We start from the raw sequence: 19,500 nt of genomic DNA on the forward strand, positions 1-19,500 counted from the left end.
TGCGACGAACGGGAAGTGTGGCCGAGGGTCAGTTACCGAGCGCGTCGTCGACGGCCCGGGCGCTGAGTACCTGATCCAAGACCAGGGCTGCGCTACCGATGACTCCCGAAAGGTCGCCGTGGGTGGTCGCCTGGATGGTGAGTGCCTTGGTGGCCAGCGCAGTGGCGTTTCCGTAGACGGTCTCGCGCAGGCCGGCAACGAAGATGTCGTACGCATTGGCCATGTCGCCGCCGACGATGAGGACCTCGGGGTTGAGCAGATTGACGGCTCCGGCCAGGGTTTCGCCGATGTGGCGTCCACTGTCACGGATGAGTCTGCGTGCTTCGGGGTCACCGCTCACTGCGAGGTCGACGACGCCGCGGATGTGGCCGACTTCTCGGCCCTGGTCGCTGAGTGCACGCACCAGTGCCCAGCCGCCTGCGATGGCTTCGAGGCATCCGCTGTCGCCGCACCGGCACGCTACCCCTGCGGCGGCTGCGGTCTTGGTGTGGCCGAATTCGCCTGCAGCACCCAATGATCCACGTTGTAGGGCACCGCCCGCGACGATCCCGGCACCGAGACCCGTCGAGGCCTTGACCAACAAGGCGTTCTGGAAGCGATCTCTGTTGTCACGGCGTTCGGCGAGGACCATCGCGTTGGCGTCGTTGTCGAGGAAGACCGGAGCTGCAGTGGTATCGGAGAAGAACGGGGCCAGTGGAACTCCGTCCCAGCCGTGCATGATCGGCGAGTCCAGACTGCAACCACGCGCCGTATCGGCGGTGCCGGGAATGGACAGGCCCACGCCGAGGATGCGATGTCCGCTTCGGTGCGATTCGTCCAGCAAGACCTGCAGGCGCTTGGTGATCTGCGGCATCAACTCGTCCGGTCCGATGCCGATTTCCTGATCGACGGTGTCGCCGGCGAGCGATTCTCCGCCGAGAGTGAAGACGCCCAGTTGCGAACGGCTGCGTCCGATCGCTGCCGCGAGCACGACACCCGCATCGACGTCGAAGGACAATCGCGCAGGGGGACGTCCGCCCGTCGATTGGGTGTCCTCGGTTTCGATGATCAAGCCGAGTCCGGCGAGTGCAGCGACACGGGAGGCGACGGCCGAGCGAGACAGTCCGGTGATCCGGCCCAATTCGGCGCGAGTATCTGCTTCTCCGTCGCGAACCAGAGCGAAGATCTCACCTGCGGTCGCAGGTGGAGCGCTCAGGCGCGGCATCGACATATACGCCATTCAACCAACTGGCAACTTCTACGGCAACACCCTAAGAAATGCTACTTAGAACTTTGAAAAACATAAGTTAGGTTGCTGATCGACTTAACCGGCCTTAGGCTGAGTCGTGAGAGACCGAACATCGGAGATACTCATGGACACACTTCATCCGGTCCTGCGTCAGGTCACCGACCGCATCGCAGACCGCAGCCAGTCCGACCGCACCACATATCTCGCTCGAATCGCTGCTGCCGGGGATCAGGGCCCGGCCCGTGGCCGACTTGCCTGCGCCAACATCGCCCACGGCTTCGCGGCCTCCGGTAAGGCCGACAAGCAAGCGCTGCGCGGCATGGTCAAGCCCAACATCGCGATCGTCTCCGCCTACAACGACATGCTCTCGGCGCACAAGCCGTTCGAGACCTACCCGGCCGTGCTGAAGAAGTCGGTCATCGACGCCGGCGGCATCGCGCAGTTCGCCGGTGGCGTCCCCGCGATGTGCGACGGCATCACGCAGGGTCGCGACGGCATGCAGCTCTCGCTCTTCAGCCGCGACATCATCGCGATGTCGACGGCAATTGCGTTGTCCCACGACATGTTCGACGCCACCCTGATGCTCGGGGTGTGCGACAAGATCGTCCCCGGAATGCTCATCGGGGCACTGAGTTTCGGCCATCTCCCCGCGGTGTTCGTGCCCGCCGGTCCGATGACGTCCGGACTTCCCAACGGCGAGAAGGCAAAAGCGCGTCAGCTCTACGCCGAGGGCAAGGTGGGCCGTGAGGCGCTGCTGGACGCCGAGGCCGCGTCGTATCACGGCAGTGGCACGTGCACGTTCTTCGGAACGGCCAACTCCAATCAGCTGCTCATGGAGGTCATGGGTCTGCATCTGCCCGGCTCGTCGTTCGTCAACCCCGGCACTGCGATGCGCGACGCGCTCACCCGCGAAGCCGCGCACGTCGTCACCGGTCTGACGTCGTTGGGCGACAACTACACCCCGGTGGGGGAGGTCGTCGACGTCAAGTCGATCGTCAACGGCTGCGTCGCACTGCTGGCCACCGGCGGCTCGACCAACCACACGATGCATCTCGTCGCCATCGCGAAAGCTGCAGGCATCACGCTGACGTGGCAGGACCTGTCGGATCTGTCGGCGGTGGTGCCGCTGATGGCCAGGATCTACCCCAACGGCAAAGCCGACGTCAACCATTTCCACGCGGCCGGCGGACTCGGGTTCGTCATCGGCGCTCTGCTCGACGAGGGGTTGATGCACGAGGATGTGAAAACCGTTGCCGGGCAGGGTCTGCGGCGCTACACCCAAGAACCGAAGCTCGACGGCGACGGCGTGATGTGGCAGGACGGGACCCGGATGAGTCACGACGACACCGTGTTACGTGGCGCGAACGAGCCGTTCAGTGCCGACGGCGGACTGAAGATGCTGACCGGGCCGATCGGAAAATGTGTCATCAAGACTTCCGCCCTGGCACCCGAACATCGGGTGGTCACCGGACCGGCGCGAGTGTTCGACGACCAAGCTGACTTCCTCGAAGCATTCGATGCAGGGCTTCTCGACGGCGACTTCGTTGCGGTGCTGCGTTATCAGGGCCCGCAGGCCAACGGCATGCCCGAGTTGCACAAGCTCACCCCGGCTCTCGGAATCCTGCAGGACAAGGGCCGGTCGGTAGCGCTGATCACGGACGGCCGGATGTCCGGCGCTTCCGGAAAGGTCGCTGCGGCAATTCACCTCACGCCCGAAGCCGCGAGCGGTGGGCCGATTGCGAAGATTCTCGACGGAGACATGATCACCCTCGACTCTCTCGACGGCACACTGTCGATCGATGTTCCGCTCGACGAGTTCGAGGCCCGGCCGGTCACCGGACGAGTCTTGGACAAGGACGAATGGTCCAGCACCGGTCGTGACCTGTTCTCCGGTATGCGTGCGCTCGTCGGCCCTGCCGACGAGGGCGCGATGTTCGTGATGCGTTGACCCGAGAACCCGATTCGAGAGAAAGTAAGACCGTGACTGCATCCCTGCTCGACCGCGTGCCCGTCATCCCCGTCGTCGTCATCGACGACCTCGATCATGCAGTTCCGATCGCTCGTGCGCTGGTGGCGGGCGGAGTGCCCGTCATCGAGCTGACCCTGCGCACACCGGTGGCGCTCGACGCCATCGAGCGCATCGCCGCCGAGGTTCCCGAGATCCTCGTCGGCGCAGGCACGATCATCACTCCCGGCCAGGCCAAGCAGGCCGCCGACGCGGGTGCTCAGTTCCTGGTCTCGCCCGGTTGCACGCCTTCCCTGACGAAGGCCATGCGAGATACCGGACTTCCGCATCTGCCCGGTGCCGCAACGGTATCCGAGGTGCTCGGTCTGCTCGAAGCGGGCTACACCGAGCTCAAGTTCTTCCCGGCCGAGGCATCGGGCGGCGCGAACTTCTTGAAGTCGATCCACTCACCGATCCCGGCCGCCCGCTTCTGCCCGACGGGTGGAATCTCCACCGCAAACGCGTCGAGCTACCTGACGCTGCCGAACGTCGGATGCGTCGGGGGATCGTGGCTCACTCCGGCCGCAGCTGTTGCAGAACAAGATTGGGATGCCATCGTCGCACTCGCGGCAGCCACGGCCGAATTGGTCTGAGATTCCCGCTCCTCCGATGGAACCAGAAGTGACGGTGCGGCGTCCTACTGGTTGTCCGTCATCGAACAATCGGGGGAATTTCTCATGTCAGGTCCGTACGAGCAACCGTTCCCAGCCGCGCAGCCGTTTCCAGCGGGCCAGTCCTTTCCGGCCCCGCAGCCGTATTCGCAGCCAGCTGCTCTGCCGTCCTCCAATGCAGGCTGGGCCGTCGTGGCCATCATTTTCTTCTGGCCGCTGGCCATTCCGGCGTTCAACCACGCACTGAAGGTGCACCCGCTGTGGATGATGGGAGACGTTCAGGGAGCACAGTATTCGTCGAGTCGTGCCGGGTTCTTCGGGAAGCTGTCGCTGATCATCTTCGGTGCCTTCATCGTTCTCTACCTTGCGTTCATCGGCTTGGTCGTCTCGACCATGTGACGAATCGACGGCGGATCACTGCTCACCCGCGGGTGACCGAGATGCCGCCGTCGACGTAGAGGGTCGTTCCGTGGATCATCGCGGCGTTGTCCGAGACCAGGAACAGAACGCCGTCGGCGATGTCCTGTGGGGTCATCACCTTCCCCGCAGGAGTTCCGGCGGTCATGGAGTCCAAGATTGCACGGGCATCCTTATTACCTGGGGTCGACGTGGCCCCGGGCGCGAGGGAGTTCACCCGCACGCCGCGTGGGCCGAACTCTGCTGCCCAACTGCGGGTGAGTTGCTCGTCGGCTGCCTTGGTGGCGGAGTACATCGCGGCGAAGGGGCTGCCCATCGTGGCCATCCACGACCCGATGTTCACGATGACTCCATTACCGCGCTCGGCCATGGCGGGAGCCAGTGCGCCGACGAGCACGTGTGGAGCTCGGACGTTGATGGCGAGCATCGCATCGAGCTGATCGTCGGGCAGGTCCGCGGTTGCGGTGGCCGGATAGATGCCGGCGTTGTTGACGAGAATGTCGACGCGGCCGCCGAGAGCGTCCGTGCTGCGGGCGGCGAACTCGCGGAGCTCCTGGTAGCTGCCCGAGAGATCGACGTCGACGAAGGCCGCAGTGCCGCCTGTCGCGGAAATGCGGTGAGCCAGCGCCTTGCCGCGCTCGGCGTCGCGGCCGCTGACGACCACCGATGCCCCCTGGGCGGCGAGGGTGAGCGCAATGGCAGCACCGATCCCACTGGTCGATCCGGTGACGACGGCGGTTCGTCCGAGGAGTAGCGGGGCAGTAGAAGAAGTCATGACGCCATGTCTACGGTCGGTCGAGGCAGTCAACCAGGCGTCGTTCTGCCTAGGTCTGTCATGACCAGGTTGGCAATCGCCCATGTCGCTACTGTGGAATTCGTGAACAAGGACAGGTCCGCCCTCAGCGCGTTTCTGCGTGATCGGCGCGACCGCATGACTCCGATCGAGGCCGGGATTGCTACGTATCCGGGTGCCCGACGGGTGCCTGGGCTGCGGCGAGAAGAATTAGCGGCTCTGGCCGGAGTGAGTCCGGATTACTACAGCAAACTCGAACAGGGTCGCCAGGCCAACGTCTCGAACGAGGTGCTGCGGGCAATCGCGCGGGCACTGCAGTTGAACGAGGTGGAGTCGGCTCATCTACTCGATCTTGCGTCTCCGGCCGGATCCGTCGATGACGCCACCGAGCGACCGGATCCGGGATTGCTCCAGGTGATGAGGGCACTCGATCACGTTCCGGTGTTGCTACTCGGTCGTAGCGGCGTCATCCTGGCCAGCAACGCACTGGTTCGATCGGTACTGAGTCTGCCGTCGACCGCCGGAGAATCGCTGTTCCATTACCTGTTCAGCAATCCCATCGCCCGCGAGCGAATCGTCAACTGGTCGCAGTTCGCGGCCGCCTCGGTCGCCGGTCTGCGCCGTGACCTCGCTCGGCGACCGGGAGACCGAGCGCTGATTGCCCTGATCGGCGAATTACGTTCCAGTGAGCCCTTTTTCGAGCAATGGTGGAGCGATCACGAGGTCCGCGAGTTCGAGCGCGCCACCAAGATCATTCAGCATCCGGCGGCGGGAACCCTCGAATTCGGTATCGAGTTTTTGACCTCGCCCAGCGAGCCGGGTCAGAGTCTCATCGTCTACACGGTCGAGGAAGGCTCGAGCACCGCGAAAATTCTGCCGATCCTGGCAAGCTGGGACACGAATTCGGCGATCAGCTCTTGACCTGAACAACGCTCGAGGTTTTAGCGTCGTAGCCATGGACACACTCGGTCTCGGCACAATCGGCATTTCCATCGACGTATCGCCGTCGTACCTCGACGATGCTCGCGAGTTGGAATCACTCGGGTTCACCTCGTTCTGGCTGCCGGGCGGGCAGCTCGATCGGCTCGGCAGGCTGGCCGATCTGGTTCATGCGACCGAGACCGCCACCGTCGTTCCAGGCATAGTGCCGGTCGACGTGTACTCACCTGCACAGGCCGGTGAACTGTTCGACGAGCTCTCGGACACCGGTCGATTCGTCCTCGGCCTCGGCGGGCCGCAGAGCGCTCGACCTATGGCCGGGTTGAGGAAGTACCTCGACGAACTCGAGGTGCCAGCCGATCGCATACTGCTCGCGGCGCTCGGCCCGAAGAAGTTGGAGATGGCGCGAGAACGCGCTGCCGGCGCAATCGGGTTGCTGGTCACGCCCGAGTGGACCGCGCAGGCGCGCGGTGCACTCGGTGGGTCGACGTTGGTGATCGACCAGTTCGTCGTGGCCGAGTCCGATCCGGATCGAGCCCGCGCCGCAGCTCGGGAGCCACTGAGCTTTCTCGCGACAGTCCCTGGCTATCGGCAGAACTTCCTGCGTTTGGGCTTCACCGAGGCCGATGTCGACGAGCTCAGCGACCGACTGGTCGACGAGCTGGTGGTGTGGGGGAGCATCGACGACATTTCCGAGCGGGTGGCCGCCCACCACGCTGCCGGCGCAGATCACGTGGTTCTGGCGCCGCTGGGTGCGTCGAGTATCGACGCTGGCCGGGCACTGTCCGAGCTGGTGGTGTCGTCAAAGTAGACTCCATAGACCGTGAGCCTCACCCTCGGAATCGTCGGACTGCCCAACGTCGGCAAGTCCACCCTCTTCAACGCTCTGACCAACAACGATGTGCTGGCCGCGAACTATCCGTTCGCCACCATCGAGCCCAACGTCGGTGTGGTCGCGCTGCCGGATCCCCGGCTCGAGAAGCTGGCCGAGGTGTTCGGTTCGGAGAAGCTCGTGCCTGCGCTGGTGTCGTTCGTCGACATCGCCGGCATCGTCAAGGGTGCGTCCGAGGGCGCGGGCCTGGGCAACAAGTTCCTCGCCAACATTCGTGAGGCCGACGCCATCTGCCAGGTCGTTCGTGTCTTCGCCGACGACGACGTGGTGCACGTCGACGGTCGCGTCGACCCGACCGCCGATATCGAGGTCATCGAAACCGAACTCGCGATCGCCGATCTGCAGACTCTCGAGAAGGCCATCCCGCGCCTCGAGAAAGAGGTGCGGATCAAGAAGGATCGCAAGCCTGCACTCGACGCGGCGCTGGCCGCACAGGCCGTGCTGAACGACGGCAAGACGCTGTTCTCGGCCAAGGCGAAGCTGGACTTCGAGCTGCTCGGTGAATTCCAGCTGCTCACCACCAAGCCCTTCCTGTACGTGTTCAACGCCGACGAGTCGGTGCTGACCGACGACGCGAAGATCGGCGAACTCGCTCGCCTCGTCGCGCCCGCCGATGCGGTCTTCCTCGACGCGAAAATCGAGTCCGAACTGCTCGAACTCGACAAGGAATCGGCAGCGGAACTGCTCGAATCCGTTGGACAGACCGAGCCTGGTCTCGACGCGTTGGCTCGTGCAGGCTTCCACACGCTGGGCTTGCAGACCTACCTCACCGCAGGCCCGAAAGAGGCCCGCGCGTGGACAATTCATCGAGGCGACACCGCTCCGCAGGCGGCGGGCGTCATTCACACCGACTTCGAGCGCGGCTTCATCAAGGCCGAAATCGTTTCCTTCGACGACCTCATCGCCGCGGGTTCCATGGCCTCGGCCAAGGCGGCCGGCAAGGTGCGCATCGAAGGCAAGGACTACGTCATGTCCGACGGCGATGTCGTGGAGTTCCGCTTCAACGTCTAGCCCGGCGCGCGACGTCAGTAGGTCATCCGGGCGCGTCACTCACCTGTTGGCAACCCACAGGCATCTCGAGGCCTGGGTAAGTGCTGACCTACTCCAGTCGGTGCCGCACAAAACGGGCTGAATCCCGGATTTTTCACAATTTGCCGACGATTAGTCCGATTCCTGCCCTCCTTTTGTGCAAGACTGCCTCGACAACAGCGGTCGCACAGAGCCGCGGGCAGTGGGGGTTCTATGTTCGGCGTGCGGCCGGTTCTGGTGCTGATCGCAGTTCTGCTCACCTTCGTAGCGGGCGTGCCCGCCGCTGCTCAAGACATCGACACCGAAAACCCGGCACCGAGCCAGCCGGCGCGGATCGAGAACCGAATCGATACCAGCCCGACGCTGACGTGGCTGTCGGTGTACTCGCCGAGCATGGATCGGACCATCGAGGTGCAGGTTCTGACCCCCGCCGAGCGTAAAGGCCCGCGCCCGACGCTGTACATGCTCAGCGGATCCGGGGAGAACGAACCGTCGAGCAGCATCTGGCTTCGCAAGGGCAACGCGGCGGAGTTCTTCCGTGACAAGAACGTCAACGTGGTTCTCCCGCTTGCCGGTCCAGCGAGCTTCTACACCGACTGGGAGAACGACGACCCCCGCCTCGGCCGCTACCGCTTCGAAACCTTCCTGACGCAGGAGCTTCCGCCGTTGATCGACGCCGAGTTCGAGGGCAACGGCAGGAACGGTGTGGCGGGCCTGTCGATGGGCGCTCAGTCGGCGATGATGCTGGCCGCCCGGAACCCGGACAAGTACTCGGCCGTCGCGGCGTACAGCGGGTGCTTCTTATCTGAAGGCGTACTCGGGCAAGTCCTCATGCGAAGCATCGTCGCCGGTTACGGCGGCAACGCGAACAACATGCTCGGCGGGCCCCTCGACGAGCGCTGGGCCGCCCACGACCTGCTGGTGAACGCAGAAGCGCTACGCGGAATGTCCATCTATCTCTTTTCCGCCAGTGGCCTGCCCGGTCCGCACGAGCGGTACGAGTCGCTCGAAGACCTCGACACGCTGGTGATCGGCGGGGCGATCGAAGTAGGCACCGATTTCTGCACGCGCCTGCTGCGCGACAGACTCGTCGAGCTGAACATCCCGGCCACGTTCGATCTGGGCAGCCCCGGTACGCACTCGTGGCCGTACTGGGCCGACCAGCTTGCACAGAGCTGGCCAACGCTGGCTGCGGGGCTCGAGCCGTGAGCTTGTTCGCGGCTCGGTAGGTACCCCGCGCAAGTCCAGCAGGTTCACGCGGATTGATTCCGTTCATACTCCGCAGGACGGCCACACCTGGTCGTATTCCTGGCTCAGCATGGCATCGGCGAGACGTGCATCGGTAACTGTCGGTTCAGCGCGGTCGTCTGCGTCGCCCAGCGAACTTGGCTACGCTCCGAATCGGACGATAGGAGAACGTAGATGGGTCTGCAGGAACTCGAGGCATTGGTGCACAGAACGGCTACTGCTGGGGAACCTTTCGAGCGTGGAGCCGATGAGGCGGAGCAGGCATATCTGTCCTCGCTTGCGGCCCGGCCGAGTACGACGCTGATCTGTGAGGTCGGGTTCAATGCGGGCTTTTCGAGTTGGGCCTTTCTGTCCGCGTCACCCGACGTGACCGTCGTGTCCTTCGACTTGGCCGCGTACACCTACAGTGCCGCCGCGAAAGCCCATATCGACGAACACTTTCCGGGCCGACACACCCTGATCCAAGGTGATTCGCACACCACCATCGCGGCCTACGCGAAGGAACACCCGGACGCGCGATTCGACGTCATCTTCGTCGACGGTGATCACTCTGTGGAGGGTGCCCGCGCAGACCTCGACGATCTACGTGCGCTCGCCACCTCGGAATCGGTGGTGATCATGGATGACATCACCCCGTGGCTCTGGTTCGGTGAAGGCCCTACTCAGGCGTGGCAGGAAGCAGTCGACGCGGGTCGAATCCTGCACACCAGCTACTTCCGCGACGGTGAAGCGGTCGACGAGGTGACCCCGCCGGCAGCCCGTGCCTGGGCCGAAGGCCGTTACCGGCTCTGACGCGACGGTTCGGGCCGAAACCTCAGGACTGCAGTCACGCATCGCTCATTCGAGCCGGAGTAGCCCCGCGGTTGTTTCTCTGAATCCGCATCCGGCAGAATAGAACTCGTGTAGATGTGGTTCGTAGTCCACATGTACCCACTCGATCCCTGACCCTCGCAGATCCGCGACGATGCGTGCTACGAGGGTAGTTCCGATGCCGCGCCGTTGCAGCGCAGGGTCGACGACGGTGTCGAGGAGGAAGGCGTGTCTGCCTCCATCCCAGACCGCGTGTACGAACCCACACAGCTGGCCGTGGGTGAACGCGCCCACCCACGATTTACTGTGCGTGTCCAGTCTGGCCCGCCACGGAGTGAGTTCGTACTCTCCGCCGAATGCTCTCTGATGAAGCTGCGACAGCTCGGCGTCATCGACGGGAAAGTTGACCCGGTAGTGCAGAGATTCGCTCACCGATGGATCCACTCCTCTGGGTAGTGCATTTCCAGTGACCGCCCATCCGAGAGTTCGACTGCGCGCAGATCGAGATCGACTGTGTTCGCTCACTTCGGCTGGCTTCACCATCGATCTCAGGCCTGACAATGGCAACTCGATTGGGCTATTTCTTCCCCCGCAGCTTCTTCTCCAACGGAGTCGGGAACGACGGGACCACCGCGGTGCCGTCGAGCAGGGCGGTGAGTCGTTCGGCCTCGGCTCCAGCGGCTTTGGATACCGTCGAGCCGACGTCTTCGAGGAACTCGGTGGCCACCTCACCGGATCCGGTCACAGCCCAACCCCCGACGATGCGACCCCCGGACCAGATGGTCGGACCGATGTTGCCGAAAGTGTCGAACAGCGGTGCCTTGTGCTCACCGAGATACCAGGCGCGGTGTTTCCATCCCATCGGTGTGGGATCCAGTGCGGGCAGCAACATGACGCTCGTACCGGCGGGTTTGTCGAAGGTAGTGCCGGTCAACATGATTCCGTCGCCCTCGGTCAGTTCGACTGCCACGGTGTCCAGGCCTGAGACCGCCCCACGAGTCTGAGTCTTGTTCCAGCCCGTCCACCACTGCAGGTCGTCGAGCGTCGCCGGTCCGAATGCTTCGAGCCAGCGTCGGGCAAGTTCGGCGCGTGCCTCGGTTTCGTCGAGATCAGGAATCCCGTCCGGCCACCAATGGTCGATCGGTGCCCACGCATGCCGCCGAGAAGTCCATGCTCCCCGTGGTTCCACGCGCACCAATTTTCCTTCGGCGGCCATCATCACCAACACCTCGGAGGTGACGTATCGCCTGACGTCGTACACCTTGTCGGTCGTTGGTAGCAGCGCCGTCTTGAGGCCGGGGACCACTGCCGACAGCTCCGCACCGGTGGCAGTACCCATCGAGCGCAGCGCCGCCTCGGTTTCTTCTTCGGTTGCGGCAAGCCAGGATTCGACATTGTCGATCACAGGTTCGGTGGGCAGCGTCGAGACCTGTTTGACCAAGCGTGCCCGCATGGTGCGCGCAACCCCGAGACTCGCGCCAGCATGAATCATCGGGGCGTCCTCGTGTGCGACGACGAACATCGTGCGACGCATCGCCATCAGGCGGACGAGGCTCCGGCGTTCGTACATCGCATCGCGCACATCGGATAGTTCCAGCGATCGAGCACGCGCCAACACCGAGAGATACACCGTCGCCGGGTCGGTGGCATGCAGTGCGAGCAATGACGACACAACGTCGTCGGCAGTCGAGGCACGGGAGAAGTGCTGCGCAACGAGCCGATATCGGCGTTGGGCGTCGGTGATCTTCACGCGATCAGTGTGACGGCTGCTGAGGCTCAGAGCCGACGAAACCGGTGAGAAGAGCGTCGGCGATGGCGTTCATGCCGTGCGCGCGGGCATCGGCGGCAGCACCGACGTGGTCGTACTCGACCAGCTCGAACGAGACCGTCCAGCTGCCTCTGCCGTGATCGTCGAGTACTGCGTAGCGCGCATGCGGCGACCCGGATTCCATGACGTGCGGGTAGGGCTGATCGTCGTCGTACGCGGGGGTGCCGACGCTGCCCGGGTTGACCACGAGTGTGCCGCTGGGAAGAGTCCATTGGCGCTGTAGGTGGGTGTGCCCGCAGGCAATGACAGATCTGTCGGTGAAACCTGCTGCCCGCTCGAGGATTTCGGCCCCGGTTGCCTCGCGCGAGCCGTTGGCGTCCACCGAGTGCAGGAAATATTGCTGATCGTCGGTGGGTGTTCCGTGCACAGCCAGGATTCCGTGGCCCAGCTCGAGTGAGAATGGCAGCGAGCCCAGCCACTGTCGATGCTCGTCGTCGAGTCGATCATGAGCGTGCCGATCCCAGCTACCCATGGACTCGCGGTCCTGCTCGAGCAGATAGCGATCGTGGTTGCCGGCGATAGTGGGAAAGCCCAGCGCCATCAGCCGGTCCGCAGTCCGACGCGGATGCAGTCCGCCGGACAGTAGATCGCCGAGGTTCACCACCGAGTCGACGCGTTGCCGGTCGATGTCGTCGAGGACGGCGTCGAGCGCCGCGATGTTGCCGTGAATATCGGCAATGAGAGCTACTCGCACAACCACAGGATTCCAGCGTGGGCATACGACTGCAACACGGCAGCCCGAGGCGAGTGTTGGAGATTTCGCCCTCGGGACTCCGCATTCGGTGGGTGGTTTCTCCATAGACCCTTGCTTGGCATACTCATAACGTGGTCCAGGTCACTTTCGCCCGAGGAAAGCCGAGCCCATGCCTGCAATCACGTCGAAGCCCGAGATCGAGACGAGGGTGGTCAAGAAGGTCGCCCGACGCATCATCCCGTTTCTCGGCTTGGCCTACTTCGTCAACTATCTCGATCGCACCAACATCGGTCTCGCCAAGCTGACCATGAGCGACGAATTGGGCCTCACCGAAACGATGTTCGGTCTGGCGTCGGGACTGTTCTTCATCGGATACCTGCTGTTCGAGGTGCCCAGTAATTTGGCGCTGCACAAATTCGGTGCCAGACGGTGGATCGCCCGCATCATGGTGTCGTGGGGAATTGTGGCCGCCGCCATGGCATTCGTGCCGACAGCAGGTTGGCTGTACGGGCTGCGGGTGCTACTCGGTATCGCCGAGGCCGGCTTCTTCCCCGGGGTGTTGCTGTACATGACGATGTGGTTTCCGCGCGCGTACCGAGTCCGTTTGATGGGCCTGTTCATGCTGGCACTGCCGGTGTCGTCGGCGCTCGGTGCGCCCCTGTCCAGTGCGATCATTCAGTACATGGACGGGCTGTTCGGACTGTCGGGGTGGCGGGTGATGTTCCTCCTCGAGGGCATCCCCGCGGTCCTGCTCGGAGTGGTCACCTGGTTCTATCTCACGGATCGACCGTCCCAGGCGAAGTGGCTCACCGTCGACGAGAAGGACTGGCTTACCACCGAATTGGAGTCCGAGGACGCTGTGAAGGACGGGCACATCAGCGGTTCGGTCAAGCGCGCTCTCGGTGACGTCCGGGTCTGGATGCTCGGCTTGGTGTACTTCGGCATCACCTACGGTCTCTACTCCCTGAGTTTCTTTCTGCCCAGCATCGTCGCGGGATTCAAGCAGACGTTCGATACCGACTTCTCCCTCGTGACAACGGGTCTCATCGTGGCCGTACCGTTCGCAGTGGGCGCAGTGGCGATGGTGCTCTGGAGTCGACACTCGGACCGGACCGGCGAGCGAACTTGGCACGTGGCGATTCCCACCCTGATCGGTGCGATCTCGATTCCGTTTGCGCTGTACATGGATTCACCGTTCACCACCATGATCGCGGTAACGGTCAACGCCGTGGGGGTGTTCTGTGCACTACCTGTGTTCTGGTACCTGCCCAGTACGTTCCTCACCGGAGCTGGGGCAGCGGCTGGTATTGCTGTGATCAACTCGGTCGGCAACACATCGGGGTTCGGTGCCCCGTACGTGACCGGGTGGCTGCTCGACGCCACCGGTAACGCCAAAGCGGGCCTGTGGGTCGTCGGCGGGGTCATGCTGATGGCGGTAGTGCTGGTGATCGCTCTGCGCAGTCGAATGGGAGTGCGCTCCGAGAGCAATACGGAAGCAGTCAACGGTCTTCAGAGGGCAGCACGGTCGTGAGGTGCTCGTAGGCTGCAAACACGAACGTTCCTGGACGCCCTCGGTCCTCTGTTTGGGACACTGTTCTCGTGAACGATGTGGACCTCGACCCAACGGAAATGAAGAGACTCCTGCCCGACTTCAGTTCCGCCGAGGTCGAGCGGCTCCTGAAGGCGACCCGTCCAAGCTCGGTAACTCACCAATGGGCCCGGCTGACACGGCTTCTGACGGCGAATCTGGGGGTCCAGTATTTCGGTGCCTCCGACGAAGCGATCGCAGAAGCCGAGGCCGCGACGTGTCCGTGGCCCGAAGAAGTGAGGGAACTCTACCGATGTGTCGAACGAGCTGATGACCGCCGGGGCATGCTGCTCTTGCCTCCGAACTTCGAGCTGTTGTCACTTTCGCAGGTCGAGAAGACTCACGCGTTCTGGGATCAGTCCAACAGAAACCCCGAATACGGAGCGACGGCCGACCTCGATGCCGAGATGAACAAACCTGCCGGGTCCGCCGCCCGCGCGATGCTGCCGGGGTTCGTTCCGTTCGCCAAAGATGACGCTGCCACACTGTTCGTCGACACTCGCTCGGGTCCGCTTCACGGTTGCGTCAATATGTGGCCGGATGCAGACGTGGCATGGCGGCCACCGATCTGGCGGTCGGTGAGCGCGATGCTCGAAGACTTGAATTTCTCGCTGGAGCGCAACACACCGATCGCGATGCGGATCTCGCTGTGGAGCCAATTCCAGCCGTACGTCGAGGGAGATCGGCTGGTGTGGGAATGGCTTGCGTGAGTGATAGCTTGCCGCCACACGGCAGTTACTCGCTGTTGAGAAGAGTCCGCCGGCTTCACGTGGTCCAATTTTACTGGCCAAAGTCACTGGGAAGTACTACGACAATGGCATCGAGGGCCACCGTTGGTGGCGCTGATCCTTGTCGGTTCGATCAGCGAGATCCTTTTCTCGGGCGGCCGGTTGCGTCGAACGAGGGCACTTATTCTGTTGCCAGTGGCGATCTTTCAGCTGCAGTATGTGCTGTTTTTCTTGTACGCCCCGGATCCGAGATTGTTACCGGGTATCGCCAGCGCTGCGCTGATAATGGTGGCTGCTGTAGTCGCGCTCGAGAGACACGGTCCCGAAATGTCTTCTGAATCTTCGTTGTCGACGGGGTGGTGATGCCACGTCGCTTCACGGCCGAGCCGGCACTTCGCGGCCGTCGGTCGTGTGCACGACGACGGCCGGCGCACCCGTTTCAGGCTCTCGCCTGAAGTCCCATCGGGCCGGTTTCCAGCGCCCGGACAAACAAGTAAGTCGGGATCGGTTACATTCGTCGACTCGAGACCTGTTTGCCGTCGACGCGGATCGTGGGAAGCCATGTCGCCAAGGTGCGGCCGAGCGTGGCGACCATGCGTGGTCCGAAGACGCACAAGGTGCGTTCCCACGGGTGGCCGAAGGTCCCTTCGGTGAATCCGTCTCGGGCGAAGATGTAGTAGTCGCCGTTCGGGTGGACGGGAACACGCCATTCTGCGTTCTCGGCCGCTTCGGCGTGCGCTTCGGCGTCGAAGCTGTAGCACGGGTGTTGCCAGTCCAGGACCACGAAGGTGGGGTCGGCCGAGAACTCGGTGACGAAGCAGCGCAACGCTTCCGCGTTGATCGCGTCGGCACGGGCAGACCACGAGGCCGTCGTGCGGACGGCATGGGCGTCCAGGTCGAAGGTCATGGAGGGTGCAGGCTCGGCAATGGCCGGCCACGACTCAGGTTCGGTCCCGGGGCGAAACCCGAATTTACTCGTGAACTCCGACCAGCGCTCCGTTTCTGCAGTTCGGTCGAGTTCGGTCCACCCGATGGGTAGCGCAGCTCCGAAGTCCATGGTCAGCTTGGTCGTCATTGTTCTATTGTCCTTGGCCTGAGAGACTGCGCTGACCGGAATCGGAAGGGGAGACGGATACATGGTGCTTGCGTTGTGTGCCATCACGTTCGCTGTTCTGATTCACGTCGTAGCCGCTCGAATCGCCGCTCGTGAGAACTACGGCCGTAGGTTGCCAGCCGTGAACGGCTCGTATCCGGTCAGACCTGCCCGATGGGTCCGACGTGCTCAATCTGCCGGATGGATATCGAGCATTGTCGGTGCGCTACAACTGGGCAATCATTTGTGGCTGACCGAGCCGTGGCTGGCGATGGGTCTCGTGGTGGCCGTTCTGTTGTTGGTCAACGGCCTCCCGAGTCTGCTGGTGACCGCGCTGCACAACGGCAATCTGCGCACTCAACCGTAAGATCTCAGCGCTGTCAGGGCGCGAACACCTTGCCCGGGTTCAGGATTCCTTGTGGATCCAGCGCATTTTTGACCGCGCGGTGCATGTCCAACACCACCGGGTCGAGTTCCTGCACCAGACCGTCCATCTTGAGTAGCCCCACTCCGTGCTCGCCGGTCACGGTGCCGCCGAGTTCCAGAGCAGCGTCGATGATCTCGGCAAAGGCGGCCTGCGCTCGCTCGCGCGCCGGAAGGTCGTCGTGCGAAGTGATGAGCAACGGATGCAGGTTCCCGTCGCCCGCGTGTGCGATATTGGCGATGGTCGTCTCGTAGCGAAGGCCGATCTGTTCGATGCGGGAAAGCATCTCGGGCACATGCTTCTTCGGTACGCACACGTCCTCCGTCAGTACCGGGCCCAGGCGCTCCATCGCCGGATACGCCAACCGTCGGGCTGCGAACAGCGCGTCGGCCTCCTCCTGATCGGTCGAGACCGCAGACCACGTGGCCCCGGCCTCGTCGAAGCACGAGAGCATCTTCTCGGCTTCCTGGTCTCCGATGAGACCGGGATCGTCGATCCGTCCGAGCAACACCACGTTCGCCTCGACCGACAGGCCCATGTTCTTCCAGGCGTCGACGGCGATGAGGCACTGTTTGTCGATCAATTCCAGTGCGGACGGGGTCAAACCGGCTGCGGCCACTGCAGCGACGGCCCGCCCGGCGTCGACGATCGAATCGAAATAGCCGGCCACGGTCCGTTGCGGGTCCTGGAGCGGGCGCAGCTTGAGGGTCACCTCTGTGATGATCCCGAGGGTGCCCTCCGATCCGACCATCAGACCCGCAAGATCGTAGCCGGCAACACCTTTCGCAGTCTTACGTCCGAGCCTCACCAGTTCTCCGGTACCGGTGACGACCTGCATGCCCATCACGTAATCGCGAGTGACGCCGTACTTCACGCAGCACAATCCGCCGGCGTTGGTGGCGACGTTGCCGCCGATGGTCGACCACGGGGCGCTGGCCGGATCCGGGGGATACCACAGACCCTGCTCGGCGACGGCTGCGCGCAGGTGATCGTTGACGACCCCGGGCTCGACGACGGCGTAGCGCTCGAGCTGGTCGATCTCCTTGATCGCATCCATGCCGTCGAGGGCGAGCACGACGCATCCCTCGGTGGCGTTCGCGCCACCGGACAGTCCGGTGCCCGCTCCGCGAGTGACGACGGGTGTGCCGTCGGCCAGACAGGCGCGAACGACAGCCTGCACTTCCTCCGCACTGCGAGGCCGCACGACGGCGACCGGCGTCGAATACGGGGCCCATTCGGCCTCGTCGTGCTGATAGGAAGCGATGACGTCCGGGTCGACCACGATTCGATCCGCGGGCAGGACCTCGGACAATTGTTCGACAAGCGACATGGATACGACTTTAGCTGTGACGCGCGTCTCGGCCAATGTAGGTTTTCTCTATGTCCTCTGCGAAGTCATGGATGGAATTGCTGCTCGACGACGCGTCCGTCGACCAGCTGGAAGCCCATCGCGGAAACTATCCCGGTGCCGAGGCGCATGCTGCGCTCCGGCTGCGCACACTGCTCGATCAGCGCAAACAGCGCAGCACCGAACTCTCGGCGCTCAACGACATCGCGGTGCGCCTGACTACTGTGCGCGACAATCGCATTCTGTTGCAGGAAGTGGTGGACCAGGCGCGCAGGCTCCTGGGTGTGGATCTGGCCTACATGGGCTCGGTGTACGGGGACGAGTTCGTCATCGAGGTCACCAGTGGTGCTCTGACACCGAAGCTCGTGGGTATCAGGCTCACGCTCGACGAGGGGCTCGTAGGGCTGATCGTGCGCGGTGCCTCGCCGTCATGGACACCCGACTACCAGAGCGAACCTGCATTTCGGCACATCACGGGAGCGGACAGTGCTGCGCGGTCGGAGAACATGCGCGGATTACTGGGCGTACCGCTCCGGGTGGGCGACCGCGTGATCGGCGCACTGTTCGCGTGCAAGCGGCAGGAGCGGGATTTCGCGGACAGTGAGATCGCTCTGCTGTCGGCACTGGCCGCACATGCGGCCATCGCCATCGAGAACGTGCGGGCGATCGACAAGCTCGAAACGCTCAATGCTGAATTGTCGCTCCGCACTGTCGAATTGGAACAGACCGTGCAGTGGGACCGCACCTTGACCCAGGTCGTGCTCCAAGGGGGCGGTGTGCGGAGCCTGGTTCGGGAGGTGGCGTCGGCCACCGAGCGCCCGGCGTACTTCCTGGCCGATGGCGCGTCTGTGCCGGTTGCCCTGGAGGACAGAGCGATTCAGGTCGACGCCTTGGTCGAACGCTGCCGGGCGGGCGCTGATACCGCCGTCGACGACGAGATCACCGCGCGTCGGGTGGTGGCTGCCGGGCGCTTTCTGGGGGTGTTGATCTCGGTCGGACCGGACGACGACCAGACCCACCTACTTCTCGATCGGGCTGTGCCTGCCATCGCGCTGTCGTTGGCCGAGGAGCGCGCGGCGGCGGAGTCTGCACGCCGGGCGCAGGACGCGTTTCTGCTCGACCTGCTGCTCCATCCGACGTCGACGCCCGAGGACGAACGCAGGCAGTTCCACCGTGCCGGACTGACCCCGGACGTGACGTATTGTGTGGCGGTCGCGCAGGGCAACGCGTCGAGAGCCGAACTGGAAGCCGTCGCGCTGACACCGGGATCAGTTGTTGCAGAGCAGGGTTCGAGGGTCTTGCTGGTCGTTCCCGCTCGCGAGTCCGCTGCCGTTCGGCGCATGATCACCACCCGTGCCACCGTGGGAATCTCCGAGCCCGCGCGAGGTGCCGACGCTCTGGCGACGGCGTTCCGAGAGGCGCAACAGACTGCTGACGTGCTGACGACTCTCGGCAGAGATGGAGAAGTGTCCTCGGCGCGCGGCCTGGGGATCTATCGAATCCTGCTGAGCCACCTGGCCCGTGAGCACTTGGACGAACTGACCGAGGACAAGCTCGGGCCGCTGCTCGCCGAGCAGACCAAGCGCGGAGTCCCATTGATGGAGACGTTGTCGACGTATCTGGCCCACGGCCGGCATCATTCGGCTACCGCGTCGAGCTTGGGGGTGCACGTCAATACGCTCTACCAACGGCTCGAGGCGATCGACCGGCTGATCGGTACCCAGTGGCGCGACCCGGACGATGCTCTCGATCTTCAGGTGCTGATGCGGTTGCGACGATCGGCCGACCTGCTGGGTCTGTGATCCGAACGAATCGGTGCTCGTCG

Annotated in this window: 19 protein-coding genes; 12 read left to right on the forward strand and 7 right to left on the reverse strand. The window is 63.7% G+C overall.

The window, feature by feature from the left end; genetic code table 11:
• Positions 1 to 28: 28 nt before the first annotated feature.
• Positions 29 to 1,210 carry an ROK family transcriptional regulator gene (locus CH275_RS26305; protein WP_094681034.1) on the reverse strand — a complete coding sequence of 394 codons (1,182 nt, stop codon included), beginning with the start codon at positions 1,208 to 1,210 and terminating at the stop codon, positions 29 to 31.
• Between the two features lie 142 nt (positions 1,211 to 1,352).
• Here CH275_RS26305 and edd point away from each other — a divergent pair, with 142 nt between their 5' ends.
• The 3 genes from edd to CH275_RS26320 all read left to right on the forward strand — a co-directional run bounded on the left by edd (position 1,353) and on the right by CH275_RS26320 (position 4,243).
• Positions 1,353 to 3,176 (forward strand): phosphogluconate dehydratase, encoded by a 1,824-nt coding sequence (gene edd / locus CH275_RS26310; RefSeq protein WP_094681035.1) that lies wholly within the window; start codon positions 1,353 to 1,355, stop codon positions 3,174 to 3,176.
• A gap of 32 nt (positions 3,177 to 3,208) precedes the next feature.
• Positions 3,209 to 3,826: a bifunctional 4-hydroxy-2-oxoglutarate aldolase/2-dehydro-3-deoxy-phosphogluconate aldolase gene (eda, locus tag CH275_RS26315; protein ID WP_094681036.1), complete on the forward strand. Its 618-nt coding sequence runs from the start codon at positions 3,209 to 3,211 to the stop codon at positions 3,824 to 3,826.
• A gap of 84 nt (positions 3,827 to 3,910) precedes the next feature.
• Positions 3,911 to 4,243 (forward strand): CD225/dispanin family protein, encoded by a 333-nt coding sequence (locus tag CH275_RS26320; protein WP_094681037.1) that lies wholly within the window; start codon positions 3,911 to 3,913, stop codon positions 4,241 to 4,243.
• A 22-nt stretch (positions 4,244 to 4,265) separates the two neighbouring features.
• Here the strand turns inward: CH275_RS26320 and CH275_RS26325 are convergent, their stop codons facing one another.
• Positions 4,266 to 5,036, reverse strand: coding sequence for an SDR family NAD(P)-dependent oxidoreductase (locus tag CH275_RS26325; RefSeq protein ID WP_094681038.1), 771 nt, complete (start codon positions 5,034 to 5,036; stop codon positions 4,266 to 4,268).
• A gap of 102 nt (positions 5,037 to 5,138) precedes the next feature.
• On the opposite strand from CH275_RS26325, the gene CH275_RS26330 reads away from it, so the two are divergent.
• The 5 genes from CH275_RS26330 (at position 5,139) to CH275_RS26350 (ending at position 9,954) form a co-directional block, all read left to right on the forward strand.
• Complete coding sequence (locus CH275_RS26330; RefSeq protein WP_094681163.1) at positions 5,139 to 5,975, forward strand: helix-turn-helix transcriptional regulator; 837 nt, start codon at positions 5,139 to 5,141, stop codon at positions 5,973 to 5,975.
• Between the two features lie 34 nt (positions 5,976 to 6,009).
• The gene (locus tag CH275_RS26335) at positions 6,010 to 6,804 is read left to right on the forward strand and encodes a TIGR03620 family F420-dependent LLM class oxidoreductase (protein ID WP_094681039.1); all 795 of its coding nucleotides are present in this window, start codon (positions 6,010 to 6,012) and stop codon (positions 6,802 to 6,804) included.
• 12 nt (positions 6,805 to 6,816) lie between these two features.
• Positions 6,817 to 7,896 carry a redox-regulated ATPase YchF gene (ychF, locus tag CH275_RS26340; protein ID WP_094681040.1) on the forward strand — a complete coding sequence of 360 codons (1,080 nt, stop codon included), beginning with the start codon at positions 6,817 to 6,819 and terminating at the stop codon, positions 7,894 to 7,896.
• 231 nt (positions 7,897 to 8,127) lie between these two features.
• On the forward strand, positions 8,128 to 9,123 hold the full coding sequence (locus CH275_RS26345; RefSeq protein ID WP_094681041.1) for an alpha/beta hydrolase: 996 nt from the start codon (positions 8,128 to 8,130) through the stop codon (positions 9,121 to 9,123).
• Positions 9,124 to 9,336: 213 nt separating this feature from the next.
• On the forward strand, positions 9,337 to 9,954 hold the full coding sequence (locus tag CH275_RS26350; protein WP_094681042.1) for a class I SAM-dependent methyltransferase: 618 nt from the start codon (positions 9,337 to 9,339) through the stop codon (positions 9,952 to 9,954).
• A gap of 45 nt (positions 9,955 to 9,999) precedes the next feature.
• On the opposite strand, the gene CH275_RS26355 is transcribed toward CH275_RS26350, so the two are convergent.
• From CH275_RS26355 to CH275_RS26365, 3 genes are all read right to left on the reverse strand, one after another.
• Positions 10,000 to 10,404, reverse strand: a complete 405-nt coding sequence (locus CH275_RS26355) for a GNAT family N-acetyltransferase (protein ID WP_218828821.1) — start codon at positions 10,402 to 10,404, stop codon at positions 10,000 to 10,002.
• A gap of 145 nt (positions 10,405 to 10,549) precedes the next feature.
• A complete protein-coding gene (locus CH275_RS26360) occupies positions 10,550 to 11,722 on the reverse strand; it encodes a winged helix DNA-binding domain-containing protein (RefSeq protein ID WP_094681044.1) in 1,173 nt (390 codons plus the stop codon).
• Positions 11,723 to 11,726: 4 nt separating this feature from the next.
• Positions 11,727 to 12,494: a metallophosphoesterase family protein gene (locus CH275_RS26365; protein ID WP_094681164.1), complete on the reverse strand. Its 768-nt coding sequence runs from the start codon at positions 12,492 to 12,494 to the stop codon at positions 11,727 to 11,729.
• Between the two features lie 169 nt (positions 12,495 to 12,663).
• Between CH275_RS26365 and CH275_RS26370 the strand changes: the two genes are divergently transcribed.
• Complete coding sequence (locus tag CH275_RS26370; RefSeq protein WP_094681045.1) at positions 12,664 to 14,025, forward strand: MFS transporter; 1,362 nt, start codon at positions 12,664 to 12,666, stop codon at positions 14,023 to 14,025.
• Between the two features lie 98 nt (positions 14,026 to 14,123).
• Complete coding sequence (locus CH275_RS30470) at positions 14,124 to 14,792, forward strand: SMI1/KNR4 family protein (protein WP_094681046.1); 669 nt, start codon at positions 14,124 to 14,126, stop codon at positions 14,790 to 14,792.
• A 526-nt stretch (positions 14,793 to 15,318) separates the two neighbouring features.
• Here CH275_RS30470 and CH275_RS26385 read toward each other — a convergent pair.
• Complete coding sequence (locus CH275_RS26385; RefSeq protein WP_094681165.1) at positions 15,319 to 15,885, reverse strand: DUF2716 domain-containing protein; 567 nt, start codon at positions 15,883 to 15,885, stop codon at positions 15,319 to 15,321.
• Between the two features lie 61 nt (positions 15,886 to 15,946).
• Between CH275_RS26385 and CH275_RS26390 the strand changes: the two genes are divergently transcribed.
• A complete protein-coding gene (locus tag CH275_RS26390; protein WP_094681048.1) occupies positions 15,947 to 16,270 on the forward strand; it encodes a hypothetical protein in 324 nt (107 codons plus the stop codon).
• Between the two features lie 13 nt (positions 16,271 to 16,283).
• Here the strand turns inward: CH275_RS26390 and CH275_RS26395 are convergent, their stop codons facing one another.
• Complete coding sequence (locus CH275_RS26395; RefSeq protein ID WP_094681049.1) at positions 16,284 to 17,657, reverse strand: FAD-binding oxidoreductase; 1,374 nt, start codon at positions 17,655 to 17,657, stop codon at positions 16,284 to 16,286.
• A 50-nt stretch (positions 17,658 to 17,707) separates the two neighbouring features.
• Here CH275_RS26395 and CH275_RS26400 point away from each other — a divergent pair, with 50 nt between their 5' ends.
• Positions 17,708 to 19,477, forward strand: a complete 1,770-nt coding sequence (locus tag CH275_RS26400) for a helix-turn-helix domain-containing protein (RefSeq protein ID WP_256991220.1) — start codon at positions 17,708 to 17,710, stop codon at positions 19,475 to 19,477.
• Positions 19,478 to 19,500 lie beyond the last annotated feature (23 nt).

Origin of the sequence: Rhodococcus sp. 06-235-1A, from assembly GCF_002258785.1 — a bacterium.
GTDB lineage: Bacteria > Actinomycetota > Actinomycetes > Mycobacteriales > Mycobacteriaceae > Rhodococcoides.